The sequence below is a fragment of the Bacillus sp. HSf4 genome, from assembly GCF_029537375.1.
In the GTDB taxonomy this organism is placed as follows: domain Bacteria; phylum Bacillota; class Bacilli; order Bacillales; family Bacillaceae; genus Bacillus; species Bacillus sonorensis_A.
In genome coordinates this window covers 1835801-1854555 of sequence record NZ_CP120679.1, presented here as the reverse complement: position 1 = coordinate 1854555, position 18755 = coordinate 1835801, and the positions used below count along the sequence as shown (strand labels likewise).

Annotated in this window: 12 protein-coding genes; all 12 read right to left on the bottom strand. The window is 48.1% G+C overall.

Annotated elements, in window-relative coordinates; genetic code table 11:
• Nucleotides 1-19 precede the first annotated feature (19 nt).
• The 12 genes from P3X63_RS09455 to P3X63_RS09400 all read right to left on the bottom strand — a co-directional run bounded on the left by P3X63_RS09455 (nucleotide 20) and on the right by P3X63_RS09400 (nucleotide 18752).
• Nucleotides 20-322, bottom strand: a complete 303-nt coding sequence (locus P3X63_RS09455; RefSeq protein ID WP_026587007.1) for a YlxQ family RNA-binding protein — start codon at nucleotides 320-322, stop codon at nucleotides 20-22.
• The gene (gene rnpM, locus P3X63_RS09450) at nucleotides 323-598 is read right to left on the bottom strand and encodes an RNase P modulator RnpM (protein ID WP_026587006.1); all 276 of its coding nucleotides are present in this window, start codon (nucleotides 596-598) and stop codon (nucleotides 323-325) included. It abuts the gene before it with no gap.
• 13 nt (nucleotides 599-611) lie between these two features.
• Nucleotides 612-1730 (bottom strand): transcription termination factor NusA, encoded by a 1119-nt coding sequence (gene nusA, locus P3X63_RS09445; protein WP_026587005.1) that lies wholly within the window; start codon nucleotides 1728-1730, stop codon nucleotides 612-614.
• Nucleotides 1731-1764: 34 nt separating this feature from the next.
• Nucleotides 1765-2238, bottom strand: a complete 474-nt coding sequence (gene rimP / locus P3X63_RS09440) for a ribosome maturation factor RimP (RefSeq protein ID WP_277692766.1) — start codon at nucleotides 2236-2238, stop codon at nucleotides 1765-1767.
• Nucleotides 2239-2701: 463 nt separating this feature from the next.
• Nucleotides 2702-4378, bottom strand: a complete 1677-nt coding sequence (locus P3X63_RS09435) for a cellulase family glycosylhydrolase (RefSeq protein WP_277692765.1) — start codon at nucleotides 4376-4378, stop codon at nucleotides 2702-2704.
• 97 nt (nucleotides 4379-4475) lie between these two features.
• Nucleotides 4476-6590, bottom strand: a complete 2115-nt coding sequence (locus P3X63_RS09430) for a glycoside hydrolase family 48 protein (protein WP_277692764.1) — start codon at nucleotides 6588-6590, stop codon at nucleotides 4476-4478.
• Between the two features lie 28 nt (nucleotides 6591-6618).
• Nucleotides 6619-8508: a glycoside hydrolase family 9 protein gene (locus P3X63_RS09425; protein WP_277692910.1), complete on the bottom strand. Its 1890-nt coding sequence runs from the start codon at nucleotides 8506-8508 to the stop codon at nucleotides 6619-6621.
• A 740-nt stretch (nucleotides 8509-9248) separates the two neighbouring features.
• Nucleotides 9249-13592 (bottom strand): PolC-type DNA polymerase III, encoded by a 4344-nt coding sequence (locus tag P3X63_RS09420; RefSeq protein WP_152520963.1) that lies wholly within the window; start codon nucleotides 13590-13592, stop codon nucleotides 9249-9251.
• A 62-nt stretch (nucleotides 13593-13654) separates the two neighbouring features.
• Entirely contained in the window at nucleotides 13655-15373 is a 1719-nt protein-coding gene (locus P3X63_RS09415) for a proline--tRNA ligase (RefSeq protein ID WP_026586999.1), read from the bottom strand.
• A gap of 106 nt (nucleotides 15374-15479) precedes the next feature.
• Nucleotides 15480-16745 (bottom strand): RIP metalloprotease RseP, encoded by a 1266-nt coding sequence (rseP, locus tag P3X63_RS09410; protein WP_142246124.1) that lies wholly within the window; start codon nucleotides 16743-16745, stop codon nucleotides 15480-15482.
• A 6-nt stretch (nucleotides 16746-16751) separates the two neighbouring features.
• Nucleotides 16752-17903, bottom strand: coding sequence for a 1-deoxy-D-xylulose-5-phosphate reductoisomerase (gene dxr / locus P3X63_RS09405; protein ID WP_277692763.1), 1152 nt, complete (start codon nucleotides 17901-17903; stop codon nucleotides 16752-16754).
• Nucleotides 17904-17948: 45 nt separating this feature from the next.
• The gene (locus P3X63_RS09400; protein WP_026586996.1) at nucleotides 17949-18752 is read right to left on the bottom strand and encodes a phosphatidate cytidylyltransferase; all 804 of its coding nucleotides are present in this window, start codon (nucleotides 18750-18752) and stop codon (nucleotides 17949-17951) included.
• Nucleotides 18753-18755: the final 3 nt, after the last annotated feature.

Genomic DNA, 18755 nt, shown 5'->3' with positions numbered 1-18755 from the left:
TCGTTCACCCCCAAAAAGATTAATCGAGCTTTCGGAGCAACGTATTCGCAAAACCTTGATCAGTTACGGCGACAACCACACGGGATTCTTTGCCGATTGCGCGGCCCAAAAGCGTCCGGTCGCTGACTGTTCTGACCGGTACGCCGTAGTGCCTGCATTTGTCGGTTACCTTTTTCTCCGTGTTAGCTGCAGCGTCGTCTGCAAGCAAAACAAGCTTTGCGCGTGAATGCCTGATTTCTTTTATAACCAGGTCTTCTCCGGACACGACTTTTCGAGCTCGATTCGCCAGACCCAGCAAGGAAAACCACTCCGATTCCGACATTTATCTGTTCTCCTTTTCCGCCAGTTCCAGCAATTCATCAAAAATCTGATCATCAATTTGTGCTTGAAGCTGATTTGCTAAGCTGTTTTTCTTTTTTGCAGTTAAGATGACGTCTTTATCAAGCGTAAGGTAAGCTCCCCGGCCGTTCTTTTTGCCGGTCGGGTCTACGGAAACTTCCCCTTCCTTCGAACGGACGACGCGGATGAGCTCCTTTTTCGGCTTCATTTCCCCTGTCACGACGCATTTTCTAAGCGGGATCTTTTTTCGGCTGTTCACCAAAGGTCACCTCTTATTCATCCGATTCCGGAGTTTCGCTTTCCAAGAAAAGCTCTTCAGGCTCCTCTTCCTCAAGCTCTCTTGGATAAATGCCAAGCTCTCTTGCATCTGTTTCGCTTTTAATGTCGATTTTCCAGCTTGTCAATTTTGCCGCCAGGCGGGCGTTTTGCCCTCTTTTGCCGATGGCAAGCGACAGCTGGTAGTCTGGAACGACCACGGTTGTTGCCTTATCTTCTTCATTGACGATGACATCAAGCACTTTAGAAGGGCTCAATGCATTGGCGACAAATTCAACCGGATCGTTTGACCAGTGGACAATGTCGATTTTCTCGCCCTTCAGTTCATTGACGATCGCCTGAACGCGCTGCCCCTTCGGACCGACGCAGGCACCGACCGGATCGATATCCGGATCATCCGTCCGGACGGAAATTTTGGAGCGGTCCCCCGCTTCCCTCGCCACAGATTTAAGCTCGACCGTTCCATCGTAAATTTCAGGGACCTCGATTTCAAAGAGCCTTTTTAATAAGCCTGGATGAGTTCTTGAAACGTAAATCTGCGGACCCTTCGTCGTTTTTTCGACTTTTGTAATGAACACTTTGATCCGATCATGAGGCTTGTAGACTTCGTTCGGCATCTGTTCTGAAACCGGCAGAAGCGCCTCGATTTTCCCTAAAGAAACATAGATAAACTTGTTGTCGATTCGCTGGACGATACCTGTCATGATATCTTCTTCGCGGTCGATGAATTCAGAATAGATGACGCCGCGCTCCGCTTCACGGACGCGCTGAGTGACAACCTGCTTCGCCGTCTGGGCAGCGATGCGGCCGAAATCTTTCGGCGTCACTTCAATTTCCACGACATCTCCGACAATATAGTTCGGGTTGATGTTCCTCGCGTCTTCAATCGAGATTTCCAGCCGCGGATCATAGACTTCATCCACGACGTCTTTGCGGGCGAAAACGCGGATTGAACCGGTGTCGCGATTCAAATCTACCCTGACGTTCTGCGCCTGGTTAAAGTTCCGCTTATAAGCGGAAATGAGCGCAGCCTCAATAGCTTCAATAATAATGTCCTTACTGATTCCCTTTTCTTTTTCAAGAACGGTCAGGGCATCTAACAACTCACTACTCATGTTTATGGTTTCCCCCTTAAACAGTCAAAAATAATTAATTGAACGAAACAGCCAGCCTTGCTTTGGCTATCTTTTCATATGGAATGTTGATTCTTTTTTGCCGCGTTTTGATTGTGACTGTAATTTCCGCGATTTCACCGTCAAATGCAGTAAGCTTGCCTTCAAACTCTTTATTTCCTTCAATAGGTTCGTACGTTTTAATATATACGTTTTTTCCGAGCGCTTTCATGAAATCGGCTTCTTTCTTCAAGGGCCGTTCAGCTCCGGGAGATGATACTTCGAGGAAGTAATTTTGCTTGATAGGATCAGCCTCGTCAAGCTTTTCGCTAAGAGCTTCGCTAACCTTGGCACACTCTTCGATGTCAACGCCGTCATCAGAATCAATAAACACGCGAAGGAACCAGTTTTGACCTTCCTTGACAAATTCGATGTCAACGAGTTCAAGCTGAAGATTGTCTAATATAGGCTGGACCATTTCGCTGGCGATATCGATCACTTTGTTACTCATTCTTTTCCTCCTTGTGCAGGCTCCAATTCATCAGCTCTCTCGTAAAAACCCTGCTTCATGAGCAGGGATCAGAAAAGACGATGAACATGTCGAGACAAAATTGCCTGTTCAATACAAAAGAGCGGGTTTCCCCACTCTTCGCCTCGGCTATCGTTAGCATTTCCAATAAAACTATACCATAACCATATTTTTATTGCAAATCATGACAGTGTTCAGTTTAGACTAGTGCCCGCGCGGTTTTGATGGAGCGCGGCCGATTTTTCATTGATCCGTTTGGCATGCTCGGAAATGACGGAGGCAGTTTGGAAACTGGCTGCCTCTGTCATTGCCCTCTTATTAGATCAGGTCAAGACATGTTCTGCAGCCATCATTTTCGCATTGACTGATTCTACATCCGTATTCTCCCCGCAACAAAAAAGGATGTAATCAGCGGCGTTCGGTAAATGTTACGCCGTTTTTTGCTTCACTCTGTAAATTTCACCTTCACATCCACATCGACACCTTTTGGCCACATTTCAAATGTGAAGGTGGAATCGCTTTTCAAATAGTGTAAAACACGCTCCCGCAAATACAGATCCCCGTCTTTTTCATAAAAATCTTCGTCATGGTTCATGTACGGTGTCCATGACCAGACTTCTTCCAGGACGGGTCTGCCGGTGGAATCGACGGTTCCTTTCACAGTAGCCAGCTTCGTTCCGTTTAATGACGCGGGGATTTTAAGATCGCCGGTGATGGCCGACTTGCTGACGGTAAATTCGTTTTTTTCAAGTTTTGGCTGATCATAAACAATGACATCCAAGACCTGATCTGAGCCTTTATGAAACGCAAAAGTGAGCTGTGCTTTCATCCCCGGCTGTCCTGATTCTGAGATCAGCTTTTTCAGCCAGGATGCATTGATCACGACCGTTTTTCCGTCATCATCAATCGTATAGTCGTATCCTTCTTGAAGCTCTTCAGTTTGCCGGTAGATTCCGGTCAGCGTATTGCCGGCCAGCTGAATGTCCACCGTTTGATCGGTGATAGTCTCTCCCTTTTTTAGAAAAAGATCTGCCGGATTGATGATCGCATTGGAGACGCCCTTTCCAGCCTGAACGACAATATCCTTTACGACCGGATCACGCCACTGCCTTGCGAACCGGTCAAACTGGTCGTTCCCGTTATCCCACCACATCGGAATCATATCGTATTTGCGGGCGAGACGGACAAGTGTATCATGGTACAGCCACTTTGAATGTTTCTCATTGGCGCCCAAAGTACCGTATTCACCAATGATGACCGGGTACCCTTTGCTGACAAATTTGTCATAAACGGGCCTGATGTCCCGCTCCATCTCTGCGATCTCCTGTGCCGATCCCCAGGTCGTCCGCCCCCACCAATTTGACACATAGTCCCATGGCGAATAGTAGTGATAGGTGAGGACGATCCGGTCGTCATCAGGCAGTTCGAATGAATTGAGCAATTCATCCTTGTTATCTTCAAGCCCGCCGATGATCACAAGCCGATGATCATTATGCCCGCCTGTCATGCGGATTTTGCTGAGCATTTCCCTGTTCAGCAGGTTCAATTGATCAGCGTCCATCCCCGTCGGTTCATTGACGATTTCAAACAGCAGGCGTTCGTTTTTGTTCTTGAAGCGCTCGGCAATCTGCGTCCACACTTTCCCCAATTTGTCTAATGTCTCCTGCTGGCTTTCTCCCATGCGGTTAATCCAAAGCCAGGAATCATGGTGAATATTCAACACCACATAAAAGTCTCTTTCCAAAGCCCAGTCCGTCACTTTTTCGACACGGTTCATCCACCCGGAGTCAATCTTATATCCGGGAGCGCTTCCGATGTGCGAGTCCCAAGTTACAGGAATGCGGACGCTTTTAAAACCCGCGTCGCGAATATCATCAAATGTGTGCTCCTCGACCGGCGGATTGTTCCAGGAGCCCTCCGTCGGGATCGCATCAAGCGTATTGCCCAAGTTCCATCCGGGGCTCATTTTTTCCAAAAGCTGTTTCGGCCGGACACTGCTCTGCTCTTTTGTCTTTGGCTGTCCTTCTGTTCCTAAAGCTCGCGGAATTGAAGCTGAAAATGCTGATCCAATGAGCAGGCAGAATAGAATGATCGATTTGACGCATAAGCCTTTTGCTTTCAATCTTGTAATCTCCTTTTCAGTTCATTATTCAACATATACAGGCGGCCGGGTACAGGTGTTTTGCCTGAAAGGCCGCCTTTAAAATCAAGCAGGATGTTTAAGCATTGCCGATTAAACGGTCATACTCGGCATAAGCTGTCGCCATGTCGACTTGAGACCAAAAGCGATGATACACAAAAGTCGGCAGACCGTTTTCCCATTTGCCCGTATTCGGGTTCCAGGAGTCTTGGTATTTATTTTCCAAATAAGGCCACATCACATCGTTTTTAATGTTCGGGCGAAGATCGGTATGACTGATATAGACGCCGTTTCCGCCTTTTGCCGGATCGGACGGCACCGTATTCGGGCCCGGAATGGTGTTGCCCTGTCCGTATCTGCCGCTCCACCCGTTTGGAAAGTAGATTTCTTTCGTGAAATAGCGGATATAGTCTTCGTGTTCTTCTTCTGCAGCGATTCCAATTCCGTCGTTTTTGTTCCATGCCGCATCAAGCAGTTCTTTTGCCATGTTTTTCGCCCGGTTTCCAAGAGCTGTGAAGCTGCCGGTTTCCGCTTTTGTTCCGGCGGCAAAAAAGACAAGCGTCTTGATATAGCTGCCGAGAACGCCGACATCTTGTGACGGGTTCTTTGTCGTGACATGCAAATTCGGATTTCCGGTAAATGAATGAAACCCTTGCCATGGATCAGGCTGACCGCTCCATTCAAGGTTCGAAGGAATCCAAAATTCCCCCGGATCCGATTGTGTGGCGATTTGCGGGTTTTGACCGCCGAGTACGCGTTCCCCCGCTTCATTTAAAAAATAGCCTTCTTCATCCGAAAGCGGCCGTTCGTTCACAAACACATAATCCAATGAATAAGCGACCCATTTTTCAATGACTTTCTTTGCCATTTTGAACTGTTCTGATGATGTTTCACCTTTCTGCGCAAAAATATCATACAGTTCCGCCACCCTTTCCATCGGCCAGACTTGCATGCCGAACCAATTGTTTGAAGGCGGATCATGATAGACGGGCGCTTCCGTGTAAGCCATGCCGTAAAATGTGCTGACATTTTGCGGATATGCGCTGTAATTGCCGTTCCAGCTGTTTGTGGCGCCTCCGGCAATTGCTCCTTCTGAAGACAGCAGCCATGTGTAAAATTCAAGCTGCCTTTCCAGTGTGGTTTCCCAATCGCTTCGTGCTGAAGGGGAATTTGGAATCAGGCCCCCTTCAGATGTGGATAAAGCGTAAGAGGCAACGGGATTTTGATAGCCTTGATGGATATGGCTCGCACCGATCCGCCATGCCCAGTTGGCATACTGACCTAATCCGCCGCCCCAAGCGGTGTACCAAGCCATTAAAAAATGACAGGCATTTTTTCCGGAACCGCGGGAAGGCGATCCGTCAGCGGCGCTTCCAATCTCTTGAAAGTATTTATCATACATGCCATAGCGGAGAAAATCCCCCATCTTCTTGGCTTTATTTAAATACGTTGTATTGCTGTAGCCCCACTCTTTTGCCCAGTACATCGCCTGAATGGCGCGGGCATCGGCGTCTGTCGCATTCGTATAGCGCCATTGCGGTGCAGGCGCCTGATTTTCTTTTGTAAACAGGCTCATAAAGCCTTCATTCGGTTTCCCGAATGTCTGATCATCCTGAGACGGATGCGGAACCGTTTCCCATACCGACTCCTGTTCACCGCGCTGGTACGTGTTGACATATGCGGCGGTATGCGCAGGATTCAACAGGTTTCCGAAGCCATACCAGTTATCAACATCCAGCAGCCAGTGCATTAAATACGTTTCATTGCTTCCATAAGTGGATCTGAGCTCTCCGTCAAGCGGATCGTTTCCGGCAGGATATTGTCCGGTCAGCTGTGAAGGGTAAAGGTCCGGGTAGGCATGTTCAGCGGCATATGTGGCAGGGCTTGAGGGGTTATAGTAGCTCATCGTCGGCTGTTCTTCTTTTCCATCGCCTTCATTCACCGGAATGATATATTTCTCCATGTTATCCCAAGCGGCTTCAAGTCTTGACCAATCTTGCGTATAGCGCCCATACATCGCTTCAAGCCAGATCCAATAGCTGTATGCTTCAGATGTCGTCATGTGGCCGTAGTCAGGTGCTTCACATATGAGCGTTTCTACGGAGTGATAAGGAATGCCTTCAGGTGAGAAATAACCGTTTTGCGGATTTTTGATTTGCTCATACAATTGCATAAAACGAGTTTGATTGTCCATGATACGTCCTCCTTTTGAAGTCAAGGAATCACAATCCTTCAGGTTCTTTTCCGAAAACAAGCCGTCCTTCATCATAAACAGGCATATATCGGGTTTTCACTAGCGTGTGTGACAACCCTTGATATGAGTGGTCATTTTCCGGATTCCAGAAAGAAGTCCCTCCAGGCGCCGAAATACGGAACTGAACTTCTTTTTTATGGGCCGATTGACCGCCCGGATAAATCATCACCCCGCTGAAGCTGACCTCCGTAAAGTAAACATGACTTCCGCTCTGATCAGGCTTGAGCTGAGACACAGACGCACCTTCGTTGTATCCCCCGATCGTGACCTTGATATCTTCCGCGGAATATCCGGCTTTCACCGCCTCAGACAGATCAACATAGTAACGGAAAGACAATTGATCGGTTTTCCTTGCCGGCCATCCCGACCGGTTATTGAGCTGCGCCCGGATTTCTGTATAATTGTTTCCTGAACTGTTGATGGAGGCCTCTACAAAAAATTCGTCATCAGGGGTTTCTTTTTCCGGAAAATGAGGCAGCGGCGATTGTCCCGCTCCATACAGCTGAAACATTTTGGCGATATTGCCGGTAAATGCAGCATTATAATCGATCGCTACTTCGTTTGACACATAGTCATCGATTTCATCCTTGTACGAATCATCCCTTCCCGGTCCGCCGACCAATGCACCGTAAAGCGTATGGCGATGATGGTCAGGCACATGCATTTGATCAGCCCATGAACCGTGGGCGGTACGGTGATGCGGATGCTTTGGCGGATTGGCTCCGTATCCGACGACAAAGCTGCGGTTATGAGGGTTGTCACCGAGCATATATTTGATTTGCCGAATGGCAAAATCCCGGTATCGGTTAGCTTTTTCCGCATCTTTTACCCAATCGGAATAAACAAATGCAAGAAAAGCGGCGTTTGAAGCATATCGGAGCGCCCCCCACCGCTCAAGCCAGGCGAGTCCTCCCGGGGTATACGTGATGCGCTCATTCCTGTATCCTGTCGACCAGTAATCTAGATTCCGTTCGACAGATTGGGTAAAGCGCGAATCGTTTGTCAGACGAGCCAATAACAGCTGTGCCCCGTATGAGACGTCATCCCAGGAAAGCGTCCAGCGGTATGGCCAGTTTGCGGGCTCTCCCCAGTCAGAAACCGAAACAAGCGCTTTATCCAAATATGTTGGGTCATCAGTCGCCAAATAAAGCCATACGGCTCCCCATGTCAGTTCGTCTTCATATCCGCTCCAGGAATTGTAGTATTGCCGGGCGTCTGTAATGCAGTCTGAATATTTGCCGCGGTAGCGGTCGGCAAAATCATAGAGCTGCTTGGCATGGGTTAAGAGTTGATTGGAATAAGAAGGGTCTGTCGGCTTGAAGATGATCGATGCAGAAGCAAGAGCTGCTGCCGTGCCGCCGGCCAGATCTGAACCAGGGCAGCTCGCATCAATCTTATAGGCCGGGCGCTCCATCGGCATCGCTTCTGCCGGGCCCCACCAGGCGTGGTCAAGGGCTCCATTGCCGACCTGGCCCCAAAATTCGTTAGGTGCTGTATGCGCTTTAATAAAGTAGTCCGTCGCCCATTTAATGTTGTCTAATACCGCTTCAAGCTGTCCGGCCTCTTCATAGGCATCGCGAAACTCATAGACGGACCAGGACAGGACTGCTGCAGAATAAGCCATTGGCAGGCCGAACTTCACATGGTCCCCGGCGTCATACCATCCTCCTGTCAAATCGCGGTCGACATCTTTTCCATCCTTGAGAGCTGAGTCTCCCCTCCAATTGAGCCGACTGTTTTCCGGAAGCTTTCCAGAGCGCTGCGCCTCATAGAAAAGAATCGATTTTTGCAGCAATTCCGCATAATTTTGCCGAGTCTCTGTCGCATATGTCATACCCGTCTTGTCGGCAGCCGGCATGAAGATGATGCCAAACCCCAGCATTAAAACACATAAAAACGCTTTCATTTTTAAAGAAGCTTTCTGTCGCAACTGACTCCTTCCTCCTCATTTTCATTTTCCTTTGGATCAGAAATAGTCCGCTGTTTACATCACACTCACCTCCTTTTAGTGAAAACATACGGTGTCTTTCGGTAAGCGTCGAATGTGAATTAAAATTTTCCGAGGAAAGAATCACTGTTTACTAGATTGATAGTCATATTTTACAAGGTCAATCTTTTGGAAAGTTAACTTCGTTTGTTTACTAAATAAACGAAGTCGAGGGGACTGGTTGCCCCCATTCGTCAATCCGGCAGCGTTTTGAAAATATTAACATCACTGTATAATTATTGTCAATGGATCTGACAGCCCGTTATGCAATTGCGGCAGTCACCCAGTTTATCTTCACTAAAAAGAGACTGGCCGAAAATAGGCCGTACCGCCACCAAAGAAATCAGATCCCTATGAATGACCGCTATCATCACTTTGAAATGACGTACCAGTAGTATCCTTCTGTCCTTAATGGAGTGAAGGGAGCTATATCTCTCCATCCGCTAGGACATTCATTGTGCTAAAAATTAACGAGGGATTTAAAATGAAAAACACCTTGTTAGGGAGGTCGTATAAACGATAGTTGAAGAAGCTCAAAACACAAATGGACTTCCAATGATACGGAAGTCCATTTGTTCTATTGAAAATCAACATTTAGCATTAACAGAGCCTTAAAATAAAGAAAGCTGATTTTGGTCTGGAAGCGACTCTAAACAGCCATGGCGCTCCAAATATTCCATAATCGTTTTTGATACTTTTCCTCTTTTTTGCAAGTCTTCTTTTGACAGAAATTCTCCTTCCCCTCTTGCCTTGACAATATTCAAGGCGGCGTTTGTGCCTAATCCCGGGATGGAGTTAAAAGGTGGAATCAAACTGTTTCCGTCGATGATGAACTCAGATGCGCTCGAGCGGTACAGATCAACCTTTTGGAAGGAGAAGCCCCTCTCACACATTTCAAGCGCCAGTTCGAGCACGGTTAATAAACTCTTCTCTTTCGGAGAAGCGTCAAGCCCTTTAGAGTTGATGTCATCCATGACGGCTCTGATCGCTGTTGAGCCTTTGATCATCGTATCAATGTCAAAATCATCGGCCCGCACAGTAAAGTATGCTGCATAATAAAGCAAAGGATGATGGACCTTAAAGTAGGCGATCCGGACAGCCATTAAAACATACGCCGTGGCGTGGGCTTTCGGGAACATGTATTTAATTTTTTTGCAGGAATCAATATACCAGTCCGGCACATTGTTATTTTTCATTTCCTCTTCCCACTCAGGTGTCAATCCCTTTCCTTTCCGGACGAATTCCATGATCTTAAAGGCAAGGGACGGCTCAAGCCCCTGGTAGATTAAATACACCATAATGTCGTCACGGCAGCCGATGACTTCACTCAGCTCACAAATATTGTTGTGGATCAGTTCCTGTGCGTTGCCGAGCCAGACATCGGTACCGTGGGAAAGACCGGAAATCTGCACGAGCTCTGAAAAGGTCGTCGGTTTGGTATCTTCTAACATCTGTCTGACAAAACGCGTACCGAACTCAGGAATTCCAAGCGTTCCTGTCTTACAGCCGATCTGCTCTTCTGTTACGCCTAAAGATTCGGTTCCCTGAAATATTTTCATCACTTCGGGATCGTCGGTCGGAATCGTCTTCGGATCAATTCCGCTTAAATCCTGAAGCATACGGATCACCGTCGGATCATCGTGTCCGAGGATATCGAGCTTCAACAGGTTGTCATGGATGGAGTGGAAATCAAAGTGCGTCGTCTTCCACTCCGAGTCCGTGGCGTCAGCCGGGAACTGGATCGGTGAAAAATCATAAATATCCATATAATCGGGAACAACGATAATTCCGCCAGGGTGCTGACCTGTCGTCCGCTTGACACCGGTACAGCCCTGTACAAGGCGGTCGATTTCCGCGCCGCGCATATGCAAGTTGTTGTCGTTTGCATATCCTTTCACATACCCGTATGCCGTTTTTTCTGCTACCGTACCGATCGTTCCCGCACGGTATACGTTATCTTCCCCGAATAATACTTTCGTATAGTTATGTGCATGCGGCTGGTATTCCCCGGAGAAGTTCAAATCGATATCCGGAACCTTGTCCCCTTTAAAGCCGAGGAACGTTTCAAACGGAATATCATGGCCGTCTTTTTTATAAGCGGCACCGCATTTCGGACAGTCTTTGTCGGGAAGGTCGAAACCTGAGCCGACGGAACCGTCGTTGAAAAACTCGGAATGACGGCACTCCGGGCAGACATAGTGCGGCGGCAGAGGATTGACCTCGGTAATCTCCGTGAATGTCGCAACGAGTGAAGAACCGACAGATCCCCTGGAACCGACGAGATAGCCATCGTCCAGAGAGCGTTTTACGAGTTTGTGAGAAATGAGGTAGATGACGGCGAAGCCATGGCCGATAATGCTTTTCAGTTCTTTTTCGATCCGCGCTTCGACGATTTCGGGAAGGTCGTCCCCATAAATGCTTCTCGCTTTCTCATAGCTCATGCGGCGGATTTCTTCGTCCGCCCCGTCGATTTTCGGGGTGTACAGCTCATCTTTGATCGGTTTGATTTCTTCGATCTGCTCGCTGATCTTCCGGGTGTTGGCGACAACGATTTCTTTCGCTTTTTCCTCGCCCAGAAATGAAAAGGCATCAAGCATTTCATCTGTCGAGCGGAAGTGCACATTCGGCAGCTTATGTCTGTTGAGCGGGTTTGCGCCGCCCTGTGAAGAAACCAGGATCTTCCTGTAGATCTTATCCTCGGGATTTAGGTAATGGACATTGCCCGTCGCCACAACAGGGATATCCAGTTTTTCGCCGAGCTTTGTGATGTTTGTGATGATTTCTTTCAGCGCCTTTTCATCCCTGACCAGTTCGAGCTGGATGAGATGGCGGTAAACCTCCGGCGGCATCACTTCCAGATAATCGTAGAATGAGGCGATCTCTTCGACTTCTTCCGGCGATTTTTGCATCATGCCTTCAAACACTTCGCCTTTGTCGCACGCCGAACCGATTAAAAGGCCTTCTCTATACTTTTCCAGCTGCGATCTGGGGATCCTCGGCACTCTGTAAAAATAATGGATATGCGACATTGACACGAGCTTGAAAAGGTTTTTCAGGCCTGTCTCATTGACCGCCAAAAGGGTCGCATGATACGGTCTAGAGCGCTGGTAAGCGTTGGACTGCCCCATGTTTTCATTGAGCTGGTCATGATACAAAATATTTTTTTCAGCCGCGTCTTTCAGCATTTTCACAAGAAGATAGCCCGTCGCTTCTGTATCGTATATCGCCCTGTGGTGCTGTGTGAGTTCGATGTCAAACTTTTTACAGAGCGTATTCAGTCTGTGGTTTTTGAACTCCGGATAAAGAAAACGTCCCAGCTCAAGCGTGTCTATAACGGGGTTTTGCACTTTATCCGTTTGCAGCAGACGCTTATAGGCGACATTGATGAACCCGATATCAAAGCTCGCATTGTGGGCGACTAATGTGTGATCCCCGGCCCATTCCTTAAATTCCCTGATGACCTCTTCAACGTCAGGGGCATCTTTGAGCATATCGTCGGTAATTCCCGTCAGCTCAATGATCGTCGCTGATAAAGGGCGGTGCGGATTCGCGAACCGTTCAAAACGTTCAATGATTTCCCCGCCTTTTACTTTCACGGCAGCCAGCTCGATGATCGTATCATAGACAGCCGAAAGCCCCGTCGTTTCAACGTCGAATACGACATATGTTTCTTCTTCGAGAAGGCGGTGGACGGGATTGTAGGCAATCGGCACACCGTCATCGACAAGGTTGGCTTCAAGACCGTAAATCATTTTCACACCGTGCTTTTTGCTTGCAGCGTAAGCGTCGGGAAACGACTGGACAACGGCATGGTCTGTGAGCGCGATGGCGGAATGCCCCCATTTTTTCGCCTGTTCGACAAGCTTGCCAATGCCTGATACAGCATCCATCTGACTCATCGGTGAATGGAGGTGAAGCTCGACCCGCTTTTCTTCTTCAGGTGCTGAATCTTCCCGTGTTTTCGCTTTGATTTCATTGACATCATTGGCGATCATCACCAGGTCGCGGACGAATGTATCGTTCTGGATGCTTCCCCTCGCTTTTACCCACATGCCTTTCTTCAAAGATTTCATCAGGGCGGCATCTTCTTTTTCGCGGGCAAACATTTTCACGAGGATGCTGTTTGTGTAATCTGTTATTTTGAAAATGCAAAGCGTTCTGCCGCTTTTCAGCTCTCTCGTTTCCGCATCAAACACATAGCCTTGCACCGTGATTCTCCGCTCTTCATCCATAATGCTGTCGAGCGTTCTGATTTCCTCGGAGTCTTTGATTTGGTAGCCGATTTGAAGAGGGCCTTGCGGCGCGTCATCATCAGCGGCTTCTTTATCCTGCTTCTCCATTTCGATCAAAGCTTGAAGAGCTCTTTCCTGATCTTCAGCGAGCTTTTGCTCTCTGAATTTCTGAATCTCTTGATCTGACACGAAAATTTCGGTATCAAGCTGAAGCTCCGGAAAGCCGAACGTCCGGTAGCTGGATTGGATAAGTGAGCCGTATTTTTTCTTTAAAGCGGCCGCTTCCGTATCTGTTTTCGTCTTTAGCAATATTTTATTTCCTGTAAGCGACGGCTTCTGTTCATTCAAAAGTGCTAAAATCGGCGGTGAAATGCCGTCCAATTCTTGGATGCAGCGCGTCCAGTAGTCTTGGACCAGCTGTTCATCTATGGATTGGTCTTCGGCTGTAATTGAACAGGTCACTTGTGCGATATGGGAAAAAGCAGTCGTCAGCTGGCGGTGAAACCGTTCGAAGATCTGATAAGGCAGTACCGTTTTCAGTTTAAAGTGAAAATGCCAAGACTTCTTATTTTTATGAACGGTCAGCTTCATGATTTGTCCGCCTTCAAGATGGCGGATGAATGGATCTTCCGTTAAATTCAGCTGCTGCAGAAGAATTTGAAACTGTCTTCTGTTGACAGAAAGCTGGTCTTCCAAGACAGATTCCTCCCTAAAAATAATCATAACCTAAAGGTACCTCGGAGAGGGATTTCCGAGGTACCTTCCTTTAGACTAGTTTAACATGTTTACGCTTGAGAAGATAAGCTCTTGATTTGCTTTTCGATGAAGTCTGAAAGCTCATCGGAAGCGACTTCAAAGGATTCTCCGGTTTTGCGAATTTTCACTTCCACGATTCCTTCATCGGCTCTTTTTCCGACGGTAACGCGAATCGGCAGCCCGATCAAATCGGAGTCCGCAAATTTCACGCCGGCCCGTTCCGCACGGTCGTCAAGCAAAACGTCATAGCCTTTGTCTTTTAGATTCACATACAGTTTCTCGGCCAGCTGAACTTGCGCTTCATTTTTCATGTTGAGCGCGAGAATGTGAAGATCATACGGAGTGACATTCAACGGCCAAATCAAGCCTTTGTCATCATGGTGCTGTTCAACAATGGCTGAAAGGGTCCGGGAAATTCCGATTCCGTAGCAGCCCATCAGCATCGGCTGGGCTCGTCCGTTTTCATCAAGGTATGTCGCATCCATCGCTTCAGAATAGCGGGTGCCAAGCTTAAACACCTGTCCGACTTCGATCCCTTTGGCAAAACGAATCGTTCCTTTGCCGTCAGGCGACGGATCCCCTTCCTGAATAAAGCGGAGATCGGCGTATGTCACATTGTCTGCGTCACGGCTGACATTGACGTTTTGATAATGGTAATCGGTTTTATTCGCTCCCGCTACGGCATTTGCCATCGCCTTCACGGCATAATCAGCGAAGATGTCGATTTCGGCGTTTAATCCGACAGGACCGACAAAGCCAGGCTCAGTGCCAACGAGCTCTGTCACCTCTTCAGCGCTGGCAAGTTCGATGATTTCCGCATTCAGCAGATTTTTCACTTTAATCTCGTTTACTTCATGATCCCCTCTTGTCAAAACGAGCACGAAGCGGCCGTCCGCTTTGAGAAGAATCGATTTAATGCAGTTTTGCGGAGATACATCCAGGAATTGAGCCACATCCTCTATCGATTTGACGGAAGGGGTATGGACTTCCTGCAATTCTTTCATCCCTGCTGTTGGCGCCTCACCGGCTTCCGCCACTTCAGCCATTTCGATATTCGCTGCGTATGTGGACTGATCGGAGTAGGCAATCGTATCTTCGCCGATGTCAGACAGCGCCATAAATTCGTGGGTGTCCTTTCCGCCCATCGCGCCTGAATCTGCGATGACCGGTCTGAAATTCAAGCCGCAGCGCGTAAATACATTCGTATAAGCCTGGTACATGTCTTTGTATGTTTCATCAAGGCTTTCTGCGGAGGAATGGAACGAATACGCATCCTTCATGATGAATTCGCGGCCTCTCAGCAAGCCGAAGCGCGGGCGCTTTTCATCGCGGAATTTGGATTGAATTTGGTAAAGGGTCAAAGGAAGCCGTTTGTACGATTTGACTTCGTCCCGCACGATGCTCGTGATCACTTCTTCATGTGTGGCACCAAGGGCAAATTCACGGCCGTGGCGGTCTTTCAGCCTCATCAGCTCAGGACCGTACGTATACCATCTTCCTGATTCCTGCCATGTTTCCGCTTGCTGCAGCGCCGGCATCAGCATTTCGACGGCGTTGATTTTTTCCATTTCTTCGCGGACAATGCCCTGGATCTTTTGAATGACTTTATTGGCAAGAGGCATATAGCTGTATACACCGCTCGTGTTTTGTCTGATAAATCCTGCTCTGAGAAGAAGCTGATGGCTTTTCGCATCAGCATCAGCCGGCACTTCCCTGAGCGTAGGTATTAGAGTCCTGCTCTGTCTCATTTCGTTCGCACCTCATTTTATTCAGTTGGTCTATCAAGTGTGGGAGTGGCGCTCCCTAAAAGAGCCTTTTAAAAAGCGGAGCCGCTCTTTAAAAAGGCAAAGACGATCATAAGAATAAGCGCTGGATGTCGTTCCAGGTGACGACAAGCATCAAAAGCATCAGGAATGCGACGCCGATAAACACGACAAACGCTTCTTTTTCGCGGTTGATCGGCTTCCCGCGGATCGCTTCAATAAACAGAAACAACAGTCTCCCGCCGTCCAAAGCAGGGATGGGCAAGAGGTTGACAATCCCGAGGTTGATGCTCAAAAATGCAGCCAGCTTCAACAGATTGATGACGCCTGTCTTCGCCACTTGATCTGTCATATCATAAATGCCGACAGGACCGGCCAGCATATCAATCGAAAATTGTCCCGTCACAAGCTTGCCGAGGTTGGTAAAAATACTTTGCGCAACGGTTACCGTTTCGGTCGCACCGTATGAAATCGATGTGAATATGCCTTTTTCCACCGGATTGTAGGCGCCGAAGCGGCCGATCGTTTCATCTCCCGATTTCACCGCCTCAGGCGTCACATATTTGGTCAGTTTGACATTGTCACGCGTGAGAACGATCTTCAATTCCTTTTCCGGGTTTTCTCTGACCGTGTTCACAATATCAGTCCATGATTTCATCTTCTCATCGTTGATGGTCATAATGCGGTCGCCTTCATGAAGCCCGGCTTCCACTGCCCGCCCGTTGTCAATCAGTTTGCCGAGCACGGGCTCGTCTGACGGCACACCTTGAATCAGTCCGAGCGCGACGAGAATGACATAAGCTAAAATAAAGTTCATGATCGGACCCGCCGCAATCGCTTTGATGCGCTGCCAAACCGTTTTTGAATGAAACTGGCGGTTGTACGGGGCAATCTGCACTTCTTCACCGTCTACGATGAAAAAGGAGGTTTCACTGACTGAAAAAGAAGAGAGATGGTCTTCATTGCCGTACTCGAAGCCCGTGATTCTCATCTCATGCTCAAGATCAGCCTGTTCGACTTCGATGACCAATGCATCAGGGTATTTTTCTTTTTGGTTCATAATGATCTTTTCGACTTTGTTTTCCTTGTCAAACAAAAGCCCAACCGTATACCCCGGCTTCACTTCGATCATCTCCGGGTCTTCCCCTGCCATTCTGACAAAGCCGCCGATCGGCAACAGCCTGATGGTATAAACGGTCTCATTTTTCTTGAATGAAAAGATTTTCGGACCGAACCCGATGGCAAATTCCCGGCACAGTATTCCGGCTCTTTGAGCAAGGATCAAATGCCCCAGCTCATGGAAAAAAACGAGCGTTCCAAAAATAATAATAAACGCGATCACAGTATTCACGAACATACCACCTTATGTGAGTAATGTTTGGACAAATCTTCTGGCCTCTTTGTCCACTTCACGGATCTCCTGAAGGCTCGGCTTTGATATCACCTGATGGCGTTCCAAAGCTTTTTCGATGATGTCTTCGATTCCAAGAAACGTTATGTTGCCCGCCAAAAACGCTGCGACTGCTTCTTCATTGGCCGCATTTAAAACAGTCGGCATTGTACCGCCTATTTTTCCTGATTCATATGCGAACCGCAGGCAGCGGAACCGTTCAAAATCGGCTTGGGCAAAATGCAGCTGGCCGATTTCCCAGAGCTCAAGGGACTTCGCCTCTTCAAACGGAAGTCGCTCAGGATAGCTTAGCGCATATTGGATCGGCACCCTCATATCAGGTGTGCCAAGCTGGGCGATGACACTTCTGTCGTGGAATTCGACCATCGAATGGATGATGCTTTCTTTGTGGAGCAGCACATCGATCCGGTCGTAAGGCAGATCAAAAAGCCAGTGCGCTTCAATGACCTCAAGCCCTTTATTCATCATTGTAGCCGAATCGATCGTAATTTTTGCACCCATCGACCAATTCGGGTGATTGAGGGCTTCCTCCACCGTCACGCCTTCAAGCTCTTTTCTCGTTCTGTCCCTGAAGCTGCCGCCTGATGCGGTCACGATCAGCCGTTTGATGTGCTTCGGATTTTCACCCTGGAGAGATTGAAAAATCGCAGAATGTTCACTATCGACAGGCAGTAGTGGAACATTGTATTTTTTCGCGTGTTCTTTCACTATATGTCCGGCCGTCACAAGAGTTTCCTTATTTGCCAGGGCAATTGTTTTTCGCTGCTCAATCGCCTTCAGCGTTGGAAGAAGGCCGATGCTTCCGACGAGAGCGTTGACGATGATATCCGCATCAGGATGAACCGCCGCCTCGATCAGTGCTTCTTCCCCTATTCCCGTTTGAAACGAGTGGGAAAAAGAATATTGTTTTAATGTTTCATATGTATGCTCATCTCCGACGGCTACATACTTCGGTTTAAATGTTTGAATGATTTCAGCCGCTTTTTCCGCATTTTTTCCGAAAGCCATAGCTGTAAGCCGAAACCGGTCGCCATGGGCCTTGATCACTTCAAGCGTCTGTTCTCCAATGGAGCCTGTTGCTCCCAATAGACATATGTTCTTCAAATTTGCCGCACCTCTGTTTCTTTCTAGCTACATGCACACTTCTTATCATAGCCCGAACGGCTGAAAAAGAACAAGCAAGAAGTATAGAACCGGCATGACAAATAGAAAGCTGTCAAAGCGGTCCAGCATCCCCCCGTGACCGGGAAGGATCCGTCCCGAATCTTTCACATCGTAATGCCGCTTAAACGCCGATTCGGCCAAATCGCCGATCTGTCCGACGATCGACAATAGCACGGTAAGCAGCAGCACAAATAAATACGCATGTGGAAAGCCGGTGACTGCTTGAAAGATCGAAGAAAAGACGACCGCTGTCAAAATACCGCCCCAAAACCCTTCGACCGTTTTGTTGGGGCTGATTTCAGGCCAAAGCTTTCGCTTGCCGATCGCTTTTCCGATAAAATAAGCGCCGGAATCCGTCGACCAGACGACACCGATCGCAAAAAAGACATAGCTGAGGCCGATGTTTCTGATTTCAATGAAATAATAAAAGCCAAATCCGATATAAACAGCCGCTAAAGCGATAAATCCGGCCTCATCAAAAGTGAATGCATTTTTGCTGAGCACCGTGTATGCCAACAGGAGCAGAACGGCTAAAAACACGGTTTCTCCCTTGGAAATGCCAAGGTTAACGCCTCCGCCCAGCCGGCCCGGATACAGCAAGACACCCAAAAGCAAGAGGCTGATCACGCCCGGGACGCTTAAAAGCTTCATGCCTTTCATTCTCAAAAGTTCAAAAAGAGCGATTATGCCCATTGCATAGACCAATAAGGTGAACGGCAGCTCGCCGAAAATGACAAGCGGTAAAAAAATCGCTGCCGCTATGACACCCGTCAATATTCTCTGTTTCATCTG